This is a genomic window from Flavobacteriales bacterium (assembly GCA_016713875.1).
Taxonomy (GTDB): domain Bacteria; phylum Bacteroidota; class Bacteroidia; order Flavobacteriales_F; family PHOS-HE28; genus PHOS-HE28.
In genome coordinates this window covers 3,102,492-3,114,606 of the sequence record JADJOI010000003.1, presented here as the reverse complement: position 1 = coordinate 3,114,606, position 12,115 = coordinate 3,102,492, and the positions used below count along the sequence as shown (strand labels likewise).

Genomic DNA, 12,115 nt, shown 5'->3' with positions numbered 1-12,115 from the left:
CTATGGCCCCCAGATCGGCATATCGGACGTCGTGTTGTTCAAGGGGTTCATGCACATCACAGGGATCATCGGCTCGTTGGTGATGATCTCCTGTTCGTTGGGCACGCCCAGCACCCCGAAGATGCTGTTCTGAAGCATGTTCACGATGGCGATGAGGTCCGCGTCGATCTTCACCGCATAGCGGATCACCCCCTTCACGAAGTCGTCGCTGTCCTCCTGAAGGATGTGGGCCTCATGTTCGATGCCGCGCTCGCGCAGGAACTGCCCGGCGAACTTGATGTGATTATGCAGTTGGTTGTGGAGGAACTCATCGCTCTCCTTGGGCACCACCACATGCACCTTGCTGTTGAAGTACTTGGCCATGTCGGCCACCAGGCTGAGCTTGTGCCGGCTCTCCTTGTGCAGGTCGAGGGGCACCACGATGTCCCGGTATCCCTCCGACTTGATGTTGCGCTCCTGCACCACGATGAAAGGCACCGAGCTATTGGTGATCACCCGTAGCGCCCGGCTTCCGGTGATGAACTGCATGCCTCGCATGCCATGAGTGCCCATGATGATCAAGGCAGCACCGATCTCCGCGGCGGCCTCACCGATGTCCTCGTACACGTTGCCCACCCGCACCAAGGCGTCCACCTGCACGGTCGCGCTCCATTGCGAGGCCCGCTTGGCTTCCATCTCAAGCTTGGTCCGTGCCTCGTCCGTCAGGGTGGCCTTATCCACGATGTGCAGAAGGGTCACGCCGGCATCGACGCGCTCCGCCAGCTTCATGGCGTGGTTCATGGCACAGTCCGCCACTTTGGTGAAATCCGTGGGGACCAGGATGGTCTTGCGCATGCTCATCGGCGCGGTCTCGGTTGGGGCGCCAAGATAGGCGTGCCCCGCGGTCAACGCCATGCCTTGACCGCACGCGACCGAACGACGAGGCCGTCGACCGTGATCATTACGGCATAGGCCCCGGGCGCGAGGCTGCTGGTGTTCAGTTCCAGTTCGGATCCAGCGCGGCCCGCACCGCGCAGCACGGTCCGTCCTGTGCCGTCCACCAGTTCCACGCTCACCGTGCTGCCCGAAAGCCCGCTCACCACCAACCGGTCGGTGAACGGCTGCGGCACCAGAACGGGCGTCGGACCCTGCCCGCCCACCCCGATGGCCAGGCCGCCCACGAGCACGTTCTCGCAGAGGACCACCGTGCAGCTGTCCTGCGCCCAGGGGTCGAGGCCCACCACCGTCAGGCATACCGTGTAGGTGCCCGGTCCTGCATAGGTGTGGGCGGCCGATCCGCCCGTGGCCGTGGCGCCATCGCCGAAGTCCCAGCTCACGGACAGGATGGGCCCGTTCGCCTGGGTGGTGTTCTGGACGGCGATCGCCGTGCCCAGCCCCGTCCATTCGAAGTCCGCTACGAACAGGCTGTCGCAGGAAGCCGCGGAAGCGATGCTGATCCATTGGCAGTGCGTGGCCCAACAGGTATCCTGCCCCAGTGGCCCCCAATACCACGTGGTGAGGCAGGCGTAGTATGCACCGGGTCCGGGATAAACGTGCTGCGTGTTCTGGCCACCGCCCGAAGTCCCATCGCCAAAGTCCCACGACCACCCAACGGTGGGCAACGTGGAGAGTCCATAGAAGGCCACCGAACTGCCCGCGACCATAGCGGTGTAGGTCGCCGCGTAGGTGCTGTCACATCCACTGCTGGCCGGCACGATCACCGGCGCACAGGTGCTGTCCACGCAGGTGATGACGCCACCGCCGGGTTGTTGGAGGATGCTGATGGCGGTGAGGCAGACGGTGTAAGTGCCAGGTTGTGCGTAGGTGTGGAAGGGTTGTGGGTCGTTGGAGGTGCTGCCGTCCCCGAAGCTCCAGGCCCAGGAGGTGGAGAGGCCCGTGCCGGTGGTGGCGTTGGAGAACTGCACGAAGCCCGGTTCCGCGTTGGCGAAGAAGCCGGCCTGCAGCTGGGCGCAGGGGTCACCGCCGGTGAGGTCGATGATCTGGCAGGAGGTGGCGAAGCAGGTGTCCTGCGCCAGGGGGTCCCAGGTCCACACGGTCAGGCAGGCCTGGAAGACGGAAGGTCCGGGATAGGGGTGGTTCACGTTGGGGCCCCAGTCGAAGGTGCCATCGCCGAAGTCCCACTGATAGCTCCAGGTGTTGTCGATCACCTGTGGCAGAAAGGCCACGTAGGTGCCCTGTGCGCTGAATTGGAAGTCGGCGTTGAGGCTGTCGCAAGGGTTGTTGGTCCCTGGCACGATCACTGGCGCACAGGTGCTGTCCACGCAGGTGATGACGCCGCCGCCGGGTTGTTGGAGGATGCTGATGGCGGTGAGGCAGACGGTGTAAGTGCCCGGCTGTGCGTAGGTGTGGAAGGGTTGTGGGTCGTTGGAGGTGCTGCCGTCCCCGAAGCTCCAGACCCAGGAGGTGGAGAGTCCCGTGCCGGTAGTGGCGTTGGAGAACTGCACGAAGCCCGGTCCCGCGTTGGCGAAGAAGCCGGCCTGCAGCTGGGCGCAGGGGTCACCGCCGGTGAGGTCGATGATCTGGCAGGAGGTGGCGAAACAGGTGTCCTGCGCCAGGGGGTCCCAGGTCCACACGGTCAGGCAGGCCTGGAAGACGGAGGGTCCGGGATAGGGGTGGTTCACGTTGGGGCCCCAGTCGAAGGTGCCATCGCCGAAGTCCCACTGATAGCTCCAGGTGTTGTCGATCACCTGTGGCAGAAAGGCCACGTAGGTGCCCTGTGCGCTGAATTGGAAGTCGGCGTTGAGGCTGTCGCAAGGGTTGTTGGTCCCTGGCACGATCACCGGCGCACAGGTGCTGTCCACGCAGGTGATGACGCCGCCGCCGGGTTGTTGGAGGATGCTGATGGCGGTGAGGCAGACGGTGTAAGTGCCCGGCTGTGCGTAGGTGTGGAAGGGTTGTGGGTCGTTGGAGGTGCTGCCGTCCCCGAAGCTCCAGACCCAGGAGGTGGAGAGGCCCGTGCCGGTAGTGGCGTTGGAGAACTGCACGAAGCCCGGTCCCGCGTTGGCGAAGAAGCCGGCCTGCAGCTGGGCGCAGGGGTCACCGCCGGTGAGGTCGATGATCTGGCAGGAGGTGGCGAAACAGGTGTCCTGCGCCAGGGGGTCCCAGGTCCAGACCTTCAGACACGCCTGGAAGACGGTGGCGCCCGGGTACGTGTGCGTCGTTGTCGGCGTCCAATCTCCAGTGCCATCGCCGAAGTCCCACTGATAGCTCCAGGAGTTGTCGATCCCCCCCCCCCTGGGCCGCCCCCAAGGGCAACCCCCGCCTCCCTGCCCCCCCGCGCCCCCCCCCCGCGCCCGGGCCCCCCCCCCGGGGTGAAGGTGACGGTCGTGCCGATGATGTCGGCCTGGAAGTCCGCGACGAGGCTGTCACAGGGGTTGGCCAGCACCAGCAGCGGGCTGGCGATCGAAGCAAGGGTAAGGGCGCGGAGGTTCATGGGCGTGGGGCTACATGACCGTAGACGTCCATCGGACCACACGCGGCGCCCGGGTCTATTCCTTCAGGAAGCGCACGGCCCGCGCACGTTGTCCATTCCGCACGCGCAACAGGTAGGGTCCGGCGCTCAAGCCCGAAACGTCCACATGGTCAAGGCCCGTGTTCAGCGTCCCGGACCAGCAACGTCGTCCTTGCGTGTCAAGCACCTCTACGGACCACATCGCGGAGCCCGGCTCCGAGCGTACGGCAAGGACGTCGGCACAGGGGTTCGGCGAAACGGTGAACACGTGGGCGTCCTCCTCGTCGATGCCCACAAGCGGCATCAGTTCAACGGGCAGGCACACGGACAACGTGCAGGTGTCGGGGGCCAGAGGACCATCTATGGTCACGGAGAGGCACACGGAGTAGAGGTTCGGAAGCGCATAGGTGTGCACGGGCTGCAGCTCCGTGCTCGTCGTGCCGTCGCCGAAGTCCCACAACAGGTTGGGCAGCGCGCCGGACGTCAGTGAGGTGTTGATGAACGCCACCGTGTTCCCATTGATCAGGTGGTCGAAATCAGGCTGCAACACCTGTCCGCAGGGGATGGTGTCGGGCCCGAAGTACACCCAGTTGCAGGACTGCACGGTGCAGCTGTCCTGCAGCACGGCGTCGAGCAGGGTCACTGTCATGCACACGGCGTATGGCCCGTTGCCGGTGAAGCTGTGGGAGACGGACGTCCCGGAGCCAGTAGCGCCATCGCCGAAGTCCCATACGACCCCTGTTATGGGCGTGGTGATGATGCTCTCCAGCGCGAAGGTGAAGGTGCCATTGTCGAAGCTGCCCGCGAAATCGAGCTCCGTGGAGTCGCACACGGTCGGAGGCAGCCCGGTGTTGTTGATCACCACGCATCCCGTGGCGGTGCAGAAATCGCCTTGTTGGTCCAGCACATCCACGCTCACGCACATCAAATAGGACCCCGGTGCCCCGAACGTGTGATCGAACGCGGTGCCACCGCCAGAGGTTCCTTGGCCATCTCCGGGGTTCCAGGCGTAGTTGTATACGGCCGAGGCCCCATCCACCGTGGCCACCAACGACCAAGTATGGGCACCCGTGGGGGTTGCGGTCACCTGGACCGTGACACCCGCCCCACAGGGTTGGCCTTGCGCCAAACTACGGGCGCCCAGCATCGGCACCAGCGCAAGCAGCGCTACTCGCACGAGGATGGAGGACGTTCCTTTCATCGGTTCCGGTGCGGAAGATCGATGCTGAGCCGCAGTTGTCCACCCAGTCGCGCGGGAAGAGCCTGAACGGCGCCTTCTCCGAGGACGACGCCCAAGCCCGCCTGATAGACCGGCCCGGCGGTGATCCGCCAATGCTCGGTGAGCTGGAATCCGCCATCCAGCGCGAGTTGAGCGGAGACCAGGCCGAATGACCGGTCCGCATCGCGCACGCGCTCGGTGCGCTGCACCACAGCGCCCCCTTCGCTCAACTCCTCCACGAAGAGGTAGCCCTCGCGCATGCGCTGCCATTCCGCGGCAAGCCCCAGGTGGGCGCCGAACACCCACCGGCGTACACCTCGCTCCCAGCCGAGCAACAGTGGCACACGCCAGGTGGATGACCTGCCTGTGATCGCCGTGGTCTCGGACCGCTCCTGAACCACGAAGAGGGTATCGCTCTGGGTGGCCAGCACCGTGTTATCGAAGATGACCACGCTGGTATTCACCAACGCGCTCACCTGCTGGCTTTGGTCGAAGCGTTCGTAAGCGCTGCGGCCACCGGTGTGCTCGACCCCGGCGCCGAACCAGGTGCCCGACCGCCACCGACGCCCGGCCCACAGCCCCCAATGCCATTCACCGGCGTGGCCCTCCACGGCCGAGCGCGCGTTCACCAGTTCGACGTCACTGCCCTTCCAACGCCGCGTTCGGTCGTATCGCCCGGCCACCACGGCCAGCCACCAGTCCGCGCGGGGCAGCACATAGCCGGTGGGCGGGGTGCGTGAACTTGGAGCCGCGGTGGGCATGGCGTGCCGCACATCCGGGCGCCTTCCCTGCATGCGCTCCGCGTCGCCACCGGTCAAGCGGTCCGCCATCCGCAGGGCCCCTGCCGCCGAGCCGCCGAAGGTGCTCGTCGATGCGCTGCGTTCCCTCTCGGGGACCTCGCGCGCTCCAGAGGAGACCCGCTCGCGTCCGTTGTGTTCGGAGGCCCCGACATGGCTGGTCGTTCCCACCGGTGCGATGGGAGCGAGGGTCTCTTCCGGGCGGACGGCGGCGACCTCCGGGCGGCTTTCGGCCTTCCTGGTCGTGGCGGGACCGGCTGTGGACGGGGTATCCGTCATCCGGGCCGGAGAGGGGGGCGGCGGGGTGTTCGTTCCGGGGTCGGGCATGGATGCGCCGGGGAGGACTCCTGTGGCAGCACCCGATGGGTCGGAACGTGGTTCGGACGTCTGGACGGCGGCGAGTGCAGGGCGAACGGAGGCCGGTGTGGTGGCCCACCACACGACAGGAGCCCCCACCAGCAAGGCCAGCAGGCCCATCCACCGGAAGCGACGCCACACCACCACCAGGCGCCGGCGCCCGGCACGTTGGCGCATCACACCCTCCCACACCGCGGCAGGGGGCTCCACCTCGGCGGCCGAAAGGCCGCGTCGGAACACGTCATCGATCGGATGCCTTTCCCTCATGGGTCGTCTGGTGTATGGCGTGAATGCGTTCCTGAAGCATGCGGCGCGCCTTGGCCAGCTGGCTGCGCGAGGTGCTCTCCCCGCAGCCCAGCATGGATGCGATCTCCGCGTGGTCGTAGCCCTCGATGGCGAACAGGTTGAACACCGTCCGGTAGCCGTCCGGCAGTCCGGCCACCAGCGCCAGCAGCTCGCGTTCACCCAGGTCGGCCAGGGCGGTGGCCGCCACCGGGTCCTCCGGCAGTTTCTCCAGCCCGAAGCGCTCCTGCTGGAACGACTTACGGCGATACTGGTTGATGGCGGTATGCACCATGATGCGGCGGACCCATCCTTCCAACGAACCGTCCTGCCTGAAGCCGCCGAGCTTGTCGAACACCCGCACGAAGCCTTCCTGCATCATGTCCTGCGCCTCCAGCTCGTGCCGGGCATAGCGGAGACACACGGCGTACATGCGCCGCGCATACCGCGTGTAGAGGGCCTCCTGACTGCGACGGTCTTCGCGCAGGCAGCCTTCCACCAGCTCGCGCTCGGTGAGTTCACGCACCGTTCAGGTGGTTTCCGTAGCCGTTGACGCCTCGTTCGGCGCTTCCGCTGCCTGCCGGGGGATCAACGGGTCCGCGTGCCCAGCAAGGTACTGAAGATCAGCAGCCTTTCCACCCGGGAATATCCGTCCAACAAATGGTGGCAAACGACTGCTGTCGCATACAAATGACGACTTACCGAGTCCGGGTGATCGAGGGGTGAAGGTTTGCAGCGGTTTCTACGACAAGCCGACATAGAACGAACACACAAACCCTCAAACACACCTGAGACCATGAACACGATGAAGAACCTTGTGCAGCTGATCGGCAACCTGGGCAACGACCCGGAGATCAAGGAGGTGAACGGCGGACGCCGGATGGCCCGCATGAGCGTCGCCACCAGCGAGAGCTACACCAACAAGAGCGGTGAGCGCATCACCGACACCCAGTGGCACACCGTGGTGGCCTGGGGCGCCCAGGCCGATCAGGTGGGCAGCCTGCTTCACAAAGGGAGCCGTGTGGCCCTGCAGGGCAAGCTGGTGCACCGCAGCTACGAAGGCAAGGACGGCCAGAAGCGCTACATCACCGAAGTGGTGCTCAGCGAGTTCCAGGTGGTGAACAAGAACGAACCCGCCGTGGAGGCCGCCGCCTGATCACGTCCTCCGACCATTCAACGACCCCTCATCAACCCCCAAACCCAACGAGGTCATGAACACCCTGAAGAACAAAGTGCAGTTGATCGGCCACCTCGGGTACGATCCGGAAGTGCGCGAGATCGCGCAAGGACGCAAAGTGGCCCGCATGAGCGTGGCCACCCACAGCAGCCACCGCAACGCCAACGGCGACCGTGTGAGCACCACCCAATGGCACACCGTGGTGGCCTGGGGCCGCACGGCCGAGATGGTGGAGCGCATGCTGCGCAAGGGCACCGGCGTGGTGCTCGAGGGGCGCCTGGTGCACCGCAGCTACGAAGGCAAGGACGGGCAGAAGCGCCAGGTGAGCGAGGTCGTCCTCAACGACTTCCAGCTCCTGGCCACCGGCGCCAAGGCGGCCTGATCCGCCACGAACTCCGGCAAGGGGGCCGTTCCGGAAGGGGCGGCCCTCTTCGCTTTTCCTGCGGAACGCGGAAGGGCCACCCTCAGGCAGCCCCTCCATCGTCAACAGGACCCCCGTCCCATGGAGTGATGTGATCAGCGAGCGGCGGTGACGTCCGTGGCGGGCAGGGTCACCAGGGTGTGGTCGTAGTGGACCTTCATGAGGCCGCTGCCCTTGATGAAGGTGATGTGGCCCACGGGCGCGGCGAAGACCAGGTCGTTGGAGGGGCTCTGGGGCATGAGCTCCACGGAGAAGCGGACGTCGCGGTCGTTCTCGGCCTTGAACTTGGGGAAGGCGTTGATGGTGTTGACCTCCACGACCTTGGTGATGTAGCCGTTCTGGCGGAAGGTGAGGCGCAGCCGGCTGTCGGCCTCCACCTGGAGCTTGAAGCTGCCGTTGGCACCCACCACCAGGCTATCGAGCTCGCCGTTGGCGCGCTCCACGAGGACCACGGTGCGGCGGGCGCCGCCGTCGAGGGTCTCGATCTTGCCGTGGAAGGTGACCTGCTTGCTGGCGAACAGGCAGCCGGCGGAGAGGATGGTGGCGGCGGTGGTGAGGAGGAGGCGGGCGTTCATGGGGTGGGGTCGTTGGCGTTCGATGGGTCAAAACTGCCGCGGCCCCCAGGCCTTCCATAGGCGGGATGAGCAAGTGGCGGGCGGTGGTCAGCAAGTGGCGGGAACGGGCCTTCCCCGATCGGGCGGCCCCGGCACTTGGCCGATGCCCGGGCGCGGCTTACATTTGCGCTCCGTTTTCAACGGACACCTTCCCTGGTAGCTCAGCTGGTTAGAGCACATGACTGTTAATCATGGGGTCGCTGGTTCAAGTCCAGCCCGGGGAGCGAATGAAGAGAGCCGCGCGAGCGGCTTTCTTCCTTTTGAAGGAGTGTATCCGCCCGGGATCTGGCGGACCCTCCGCCGCGCCCTCTGCACCTCTGCGTGAACCAACCCGCCCCCCTCCCCATGCAGCTCATCACCGTCGGCACCGTCGCCTTTGACCGCATCGAGACCCCCTTCGGCGTGGCCGAGAAGACCGTGGGCGGGGCCGCCACCTACATCTCCCTGGCGGCCAGCATCTTCCTGGACAAGATCGGCCTAGTGAGCGTGGTGGGCGATGACTTCCCCGCTGCGGTGATGGACGACCTGCGCCGCCGGGGGGTGGACCTGCAGGGGCTGGAGGTGTTGCCGGGTAAGGAGAGCTTCTTCTGGGCCGGCCGCTACCACTACGACATGAACAGCCGCGACACGCTGGAGACCCGGCTGAACGTGCTGCTGGACCTGGACCCCAAGCTGCCCACCACCTACACCCAGGCCCCGTACGTGATGCTCGGCAACCTGGACCCCAAGGTGCAGGCCAAGGTGCTGGACCAGATGGCCGAGCGTCCGGCCCTGGTGGTGATGGATACCATGAACTTCTGGATGGACAGCGCCCTGGAGGACCTCAAGCGGGTGATCCAGCGGGTGGACATCCTGGCCATCAACGACGCCGAGGCGCGCCAGTTGAGCGGTGAGCACAGCCTCGTGAAGGCCGCGGCGCGCATCCTGGCCATGGGCCCCCGATATCTCGTGGTGAAGAAGGGGGAGCACGGGGCCCTCCTCTTCGGTCCCGACCGCGTGTTCTTCGCGCCCGCTCTGCCGCTGGAGGATGTGGTGGACCCCACGGGCGCCGGTGACACCTTCGCCGGGGGCTTCATCGGCTACCTGGCCCGTACGCAGGATCACAGTTTCGACAACCTCAAGCGCGCCATCATCGTGGGCAGCGCCCTGGCCAGCTTCACCTGCGAGAAGTTCGGCATCGAACGCCTGGCGGAGATCACCCGCGAGGACATCGATCAGCGGGTGCAGCAGTTCGTGGATCTCGTGGACTTCGACATCGAGCTGGTGGAGGACTGAGCGGACCGCTCAACCCATCCGGCCGGCCACGGCCTCCCAGTTCACCAGGTTCCACCAGGCGGCCACATACTCGTTGCGCTTGTTCTGGTACTTGAGGTAGTAGGCGTGCTCCCACACGTCCAGTCCCAGCAGCGGGCGGCCCTTCAGGTCGCTCACCTCCATCAGCGGGTTGTCCTGGTTGGGCGTGCTGCCGATGGCCAGCTTCCCCTCCTGCAGCACCAGCCACGCCCAGCCGCTGCCGAAGCGCTTCATGGCCGCCTCGGAGAAGTCCTCCTTGAACTTCTCCAGCGACCCGAAGGCGCCGGCGAGCGCATCCGCCACCGCGCCGCCCGGGTCGCCGCCCCGGCCAGGCGCCATGCTGCTCCAGAAGAGGTCGTGGTTCCAGGCGCCACCGGCATTGTTGCGCAGCTTGGTGCTCACCCCACCGATGGTGCCGAAGAGCTGCTCGGCGGTGGTGGCCGGCACGGCTTCGGCGGCCAGGGCCTCGTTGGCGTTCTTCACGTAGGCCGCATGGTGCTTGCCGTAGTGGATCTGCATGGTGAGCGTATCGATGTGCGGCTCCAGCGCCTCGTAGGGATAGGGCAGGGGCGCCTGGACGAAGTGCAGATCACCGGCACCCGAAGCGGAAGCACGCAGCACGGCAGGGGCCAAGGCCACGCCCGCGGCGGCCTGCAGCGAGCGGGTGAGAAAGCGTTTGCGGTCCATGTGCGAAAGGTAGTTCGGCCGACAGGGGCGGACGCTGTCCGCTATCAGGTCGGTGACCGCGGCAAGTTCCGCGCCGAACGCGATCCGGATGCGTGATGTGCGTTCAGCTCACGGGCGCGAAGCCGAGCAGCAACTGGCCCTTCTCCACGGCCTTGCCCTGCACGGCATGCACCTGGGCCACCACGGCATCGCCCGGGGCCTTGATCACGTTCTCCATCTTCATGGCCTCCAGCACCAGCAGGGCGTCGTTCTTGCGCACCACGTCACCGGCCTTCACCAGCACGTTCAGCACCAGCCCCGGCATGGGAGCCTTGAGCTCCGGCACCACTCCGCCGCGGGACTTGTCCAACCCGAGGGCCTGCACCAGGCGGGCGCGCTCGTCCTCCAGCCGCACGGTGTAGAGCTTGCCGCCGATCCGCAACTTCACCACACCCGCCGCGCGGTCCTCCTTCACCACGGTGGCGCGCACCGACCGACCGTCCAGCAGCACGCTGAAGGTGCCTTTGTCCGCTGCACTGAGGTCCAGGTCGGCGGTGCCTTCGGGCACCCAGGGCCCGTCGGGCGTGCGGCGCTCCAGCACCACGGGGGCGCCGGCCTGGTTGATGTGGGCGTAGAGCTTGCGCGGCATGGCGGGCGAAAATAGGGCGCCGCACGGTGGTGGTGATCAACCACCCTCGCCGAGCGGCCGTCGGAACCACAGATGGACACGGATGAACACAGATGGTAGTGCGCGTGCTCAACCGCCCTCGCCCAGCTGTTCGTACACCTCGTCCGCCGGCAGGCCCCGCTGCTCGCGGGCGGCCACCGCCAGGCGGTCGCAGAGTTCGTTCTGCGGGTGGCCGTTGTGGCCGCGGATCCAGTGGAAGCGCACCTTGTGCTGTCGGTACACCTTCAGGAACCGCTTCCAGAGGTCGGGGTTCTTTCGCTTGGCAAAGTCCTTCCTCTCCCAATCGAACACCCAGCCCTTCTCCACACTGTCCACCACGTACTTGCTGTCGCTCACCACGGTCACCTCCATGCCGGGTCGCTTCAGGGCCTCCAGCGCGGCGATGACCGCCAGCAGCTCCATTAGGTTGTTGGTGGTGTGGCGGTATCCGCCCCAAAGCTCGCGTCGGTGGCTGCCGCTCTCCAGCACCACCCCATAGCCGCCCGGCCCCGGGTTGCCGCTGGCCGCGCCGTCCGTGTAGGCCGTCACCTGCACGCTCATGTCGCCGGGAAGAGGTAGGTGATGTTGCCCGTGAACAGCTTCACGCTGATGGCCAGAAGGATGACGCCGAAGGCCTTGCGGATGACGATGAGCCCCACGCGGCCCAGCAGCCGTTCGATGCGGTTGGTGAGGAAGAGCACCAGCAGCACCGGGCCCATGTTGAGCACGATGGCCGCCAGGATGTTCACCGGGGCGTACTCGGCGCGCAGCGACAGAATGGTGGTGATGGTGCCGGCCCCGGCGATCACCGGAAAGGCGAGCGGTACGATGCTGTACACCTTGGGGTCGTCGCTGGGCAGGCCAGGGGCGGAGGTGTCCTCCTTGAAGAGCCGGATGCCGAGGGTCATCTCCAGGGCGATGAAGAACAACACCAACGAACCCGCCACGGCGAACGACCGGACGTCGACACCCACCACGCGCAGGATGCCCTCGCCCACGAACAGGAAGGTGACCATGATGCCCAGGCTCACCAGGGTGGCCCGCAGGGGGTAGATACGGCCGGCCTTCTGGCGGACCTGCAGGATCAGCGGGATGCCGCCCACGATGTCGATCACTGCGAAGAGCACCAGGAACGCCTTTCCGATCTGTGCCGGGTCGAGTTGCATGGGTT

Annotated in this window: 13 protein-coding genes and 1 tRNA gene; 4 read left to right on the top strand and 10 right to left on the bottom strand. The window is 66.2% G+C overall.

Going from position 1 to position 12,115, the window contains the following annotated elements:
• The 5 genes from IPJ87_14690 to IPJ87_14670 form a co-directional block, all read right to left on the bottom strand.
• Positions 1-834 (bottom strand): universal stress protein, encoded by an 834-nt coding sequence (locus IPJ87_14690; GenBank protein MBK7943097.1) that lies wholly within the window; start codon positions 832-834, stop codon positions 1-3.
• 50 nt (positions 835-884) lie between these two features.
• Entirely contained in the window at positions 885-2,984 is a 2,100-nt protein-coding gene (locus IPJ87_14685) for a PKD domain-containing protein (protein MBK7943096.1), read from the bottom strand.
• A 504-nt stretch (positions 2,985-3,488) separates the two neighbouring features.
• Positions 3,489-4,652 (bottom strand): PKD domain-containing protein, encoded by a 1,164-nt coding sequence (locus IPJ87_14680; GenBank protein ID MBK7943095.1) that lies wholly within the window; start codon positions 4,650-4,652, stop codon positions 3,489-3,491.
• A complete protein-coding gene (locus IPJ87_14675; protein ID MBK7943094.1) occupies positions 4,649-6,091 on the bottom strand; it encodes a hypothetical protein in 1,443 nt (480 codons plus the stop codon). The genes IPJ87_14680 and IPJ87_14675 overlap by 4 nt, the downstream gene beginning before the upstream one ends.
• A complete protein-coding gene (locus IPJ87_14670; protein ID MBK7943093.1) occupies positions 6,066-6,539 on the bottom strand; it encodes a sigma-70 family RNA polymerase sigma factor in 474 nt (157 codons plus the stop codon). Before IPJ87_14670 ends, IPJ87_14675 begins: the two co-directional genes overlap by 26 nt.
• A 363-nt stretch (positions 6,540-6,902) precedes the next feature.
• Here IPJ87_14670 and IPJ87_14665 point away from each other — a divergent pair, with 363 nt between their 5' ends.
• Positions 6,903-7,262: a single-stranded DNA-binding protein gene (locus IPJ87_14665; protein ID MBK7943092.1), complete on the top strand. Its 360-nt coding sequence runs from the start codon at positions 6,903-6,905 to the stop codon at positions 7,260-7,262.
• A gap of 55 nt (positions 7,263-7,317) precedes the next feature.
• A complete protein-coding gene (locus tag IPJ87_14660; protein ID MBK7943091.1) occupies positions 7,318-7,665 on the top strand; it encodes a single-stranded DNA-binding protein in 348 nt (115 codons plus the stop codon).
• A 134-nt stretch (positions 7,666-7,799) separates the two neighbouring features.
• Here the strand turns inward: IPJ87_14660 and IPJ87_14655 are convergent, their stop codons facing one another.
• The gene (locus tag IPJ87_14655) at positions 7,800-8,279 is read right to left on the bottom strand and encodes a hypothetical protein (GenBank protein MBK7943090.1); all 480 of its coding nucleotides are present in this window, start codon (positions 8,277-8,279) and stop codon (positions 7,800-7,802) included.
• 189 nt (positions 8,280-8,468) lie between these two features.
• Here IPJ87_14655 and IPJ87_14650 point away from each other — a divergent pair.
• Together IPJ87_14650 and IPJ87_14645 are read left to right on the top strand one after the other, a co-directional pair.
• A tRNA-Asn gene (locus tag IPJ87_14650) sits at positions 8,469-8,542 on the top strand.
• A 121-nt stretch (positions 8,543-8,663) separates the two neighbouring features.
• The gene (locus IPJ87_14645) at positions 8,664-9,593 is read left to right on the top strand and encodes a sugar kinase (GenBank protein ID MBK7943089.1); all 930 of its coding nucleotides are present in this window, start codon (positions 8,664-8,666) and stop codon (positions 9,591-9,593) included.
• Between the two features lie 9 nt (positions 9,594-9,602).
• Here IPJ87_14645 and IPJ87_14640 read toward each other — a convergent pair whose 3' ends face one another.
• The 4 genes from IPJ87_14640 to IPJ87_14625 form a co-directional block, all read right to left on the bottom strand.
• Entirely contained in the window at positions 9,603-10,199 is a 597-nt protein-coding gene (locus tag IPJ87_14640) for a superoxide dismutase (GenBank protein MBK7943088.1), read from the bottom strand.
• A gap of 202 nt (positions 10,200-10,401) precedes the next feature.
• Positions 10,402-10,926 carry an acetyl-CoA carboxylase biotin carboxyl carrier protein subunit gene (locus IPJ87_14635; protein MBK7943087.1) on the bottom strand — a complete coding sequence of 175 codons (525 nt, stop codon included), beginning with the start codon at positions 10,924-10,926 and terminating at the stop codon, positions 10,402-10,404.
• Between the two features lie 108 nt (positions 10,927-11,034).
• On the bottom strand, positions 11,035-11,505 hold the full coding sequence (gene rnhA / locus IPJ87_14630) for a ribonuclease HI (GenBank protein ID MBK7943086.1): 471 nt from the start codon (positions 11,503-11,505) through the stop codon (positions 11,035-11,037).
• Positions 11,502-12,110 (bottom strand): MarC family protein, encoded by a 609-nt coding sequence (locus IPJ87_14625; GenBank protein ID MBK7943085.1) that lies wholly within the window; start codon positions 12,108-12,110, stop codon positions 11,502-11,504. Before IPJ87_14625 ends, rnhA begins: the two co-directional genes overlap by 4 nt.
• Positions 12,111-12,115: the final 5 nt, after the last annotated feature.

What these genes read in the sequence shown, in the direction of transcription:
- IPJ87_14635 (MBK7943087.1), bottom strand. Translation starts at nt 10,926, where the DNA reads ATGCCGCGCAAGCTCTACGCCCACATCAACCAGGCCGGCGCCCCCGTG.
- IPJ87_14655 (MBK7943090.1), bottom strand. Translation starts at nt 8,279, where the DNA reads ATGAACGCCCGCCTCCTCCTCACCACCGCCGCCACCATCCTCTCCGCC.
- rnhA (MBK7943086.1), bottom strand. Translation starts at nt 11,505, where the DNA reads ATGAGCGTGCAGGTGACGGCCTACACGGACGGCGCGGCCAGCGGCAAC.
- IPJ87_14665 (MBK7943092.1), top strand. Translation starts at nt 6,903, where the DNA reads ATGAACACGATGAAGAACCTTGTGCAGCTGATCGGCAACCTGGGCAAC.
- IPJ87_14660 (MBK7943091.1), top strand. Translation starts at nt 7,318, where the DNA reads ATGAACACCCTGAAGAACAAAGTGCAGTTGATCGGCCACCTCGGGTAC.
- IPJ87_14680 (MBK7943095.1), bottom strand. Translation starts at nt 4,652, where the DNA reads ATGAAAGGAACGTCCTCCATCCTCGTGCGAGTAGCGCTGCTTGCGCTG.
- IPJ87_14645 (MBK7943089.1), top strand. Translation starts at nt 8,664, where the DNA reads ATGCAGCTCATCACCGTCGGCACCGTCGCCTTTGACCGCATCGAGACC.
- IPJ87_14670 (MBK7943093.1), bottom strand. Translation starts at nt 6,539, where the DNA reads ATGTACGCCGTGTGTCTCCGCTATGCCCGGCACGAGCTGGAGGCGCAG.
- IPJ87_14675 (MBK7943094.1), bottom strand. Translation starts at nt 6,091, where the DNA reads ATGAGGGAAAGGCATCCGATCGATGACGTGTTCCGACGCGGCCTTTCG.
- IPJ87_14690 (MBK7943097.1), bottom strand. Translation starts at nt 834, where the DNA reads ATGCGCAAGACCATCCTGGTCCCCACGGATTTCACCAAAGTGGCGGAC.
- IPJ87_14625 (MBK7943085.1), bottom strand. Translation starts at nt 12,110, where the DNA reads ATGCAACTCGACCCGGCACAGATCGGAAAGGCGTTCCTGGTGCTCTTC.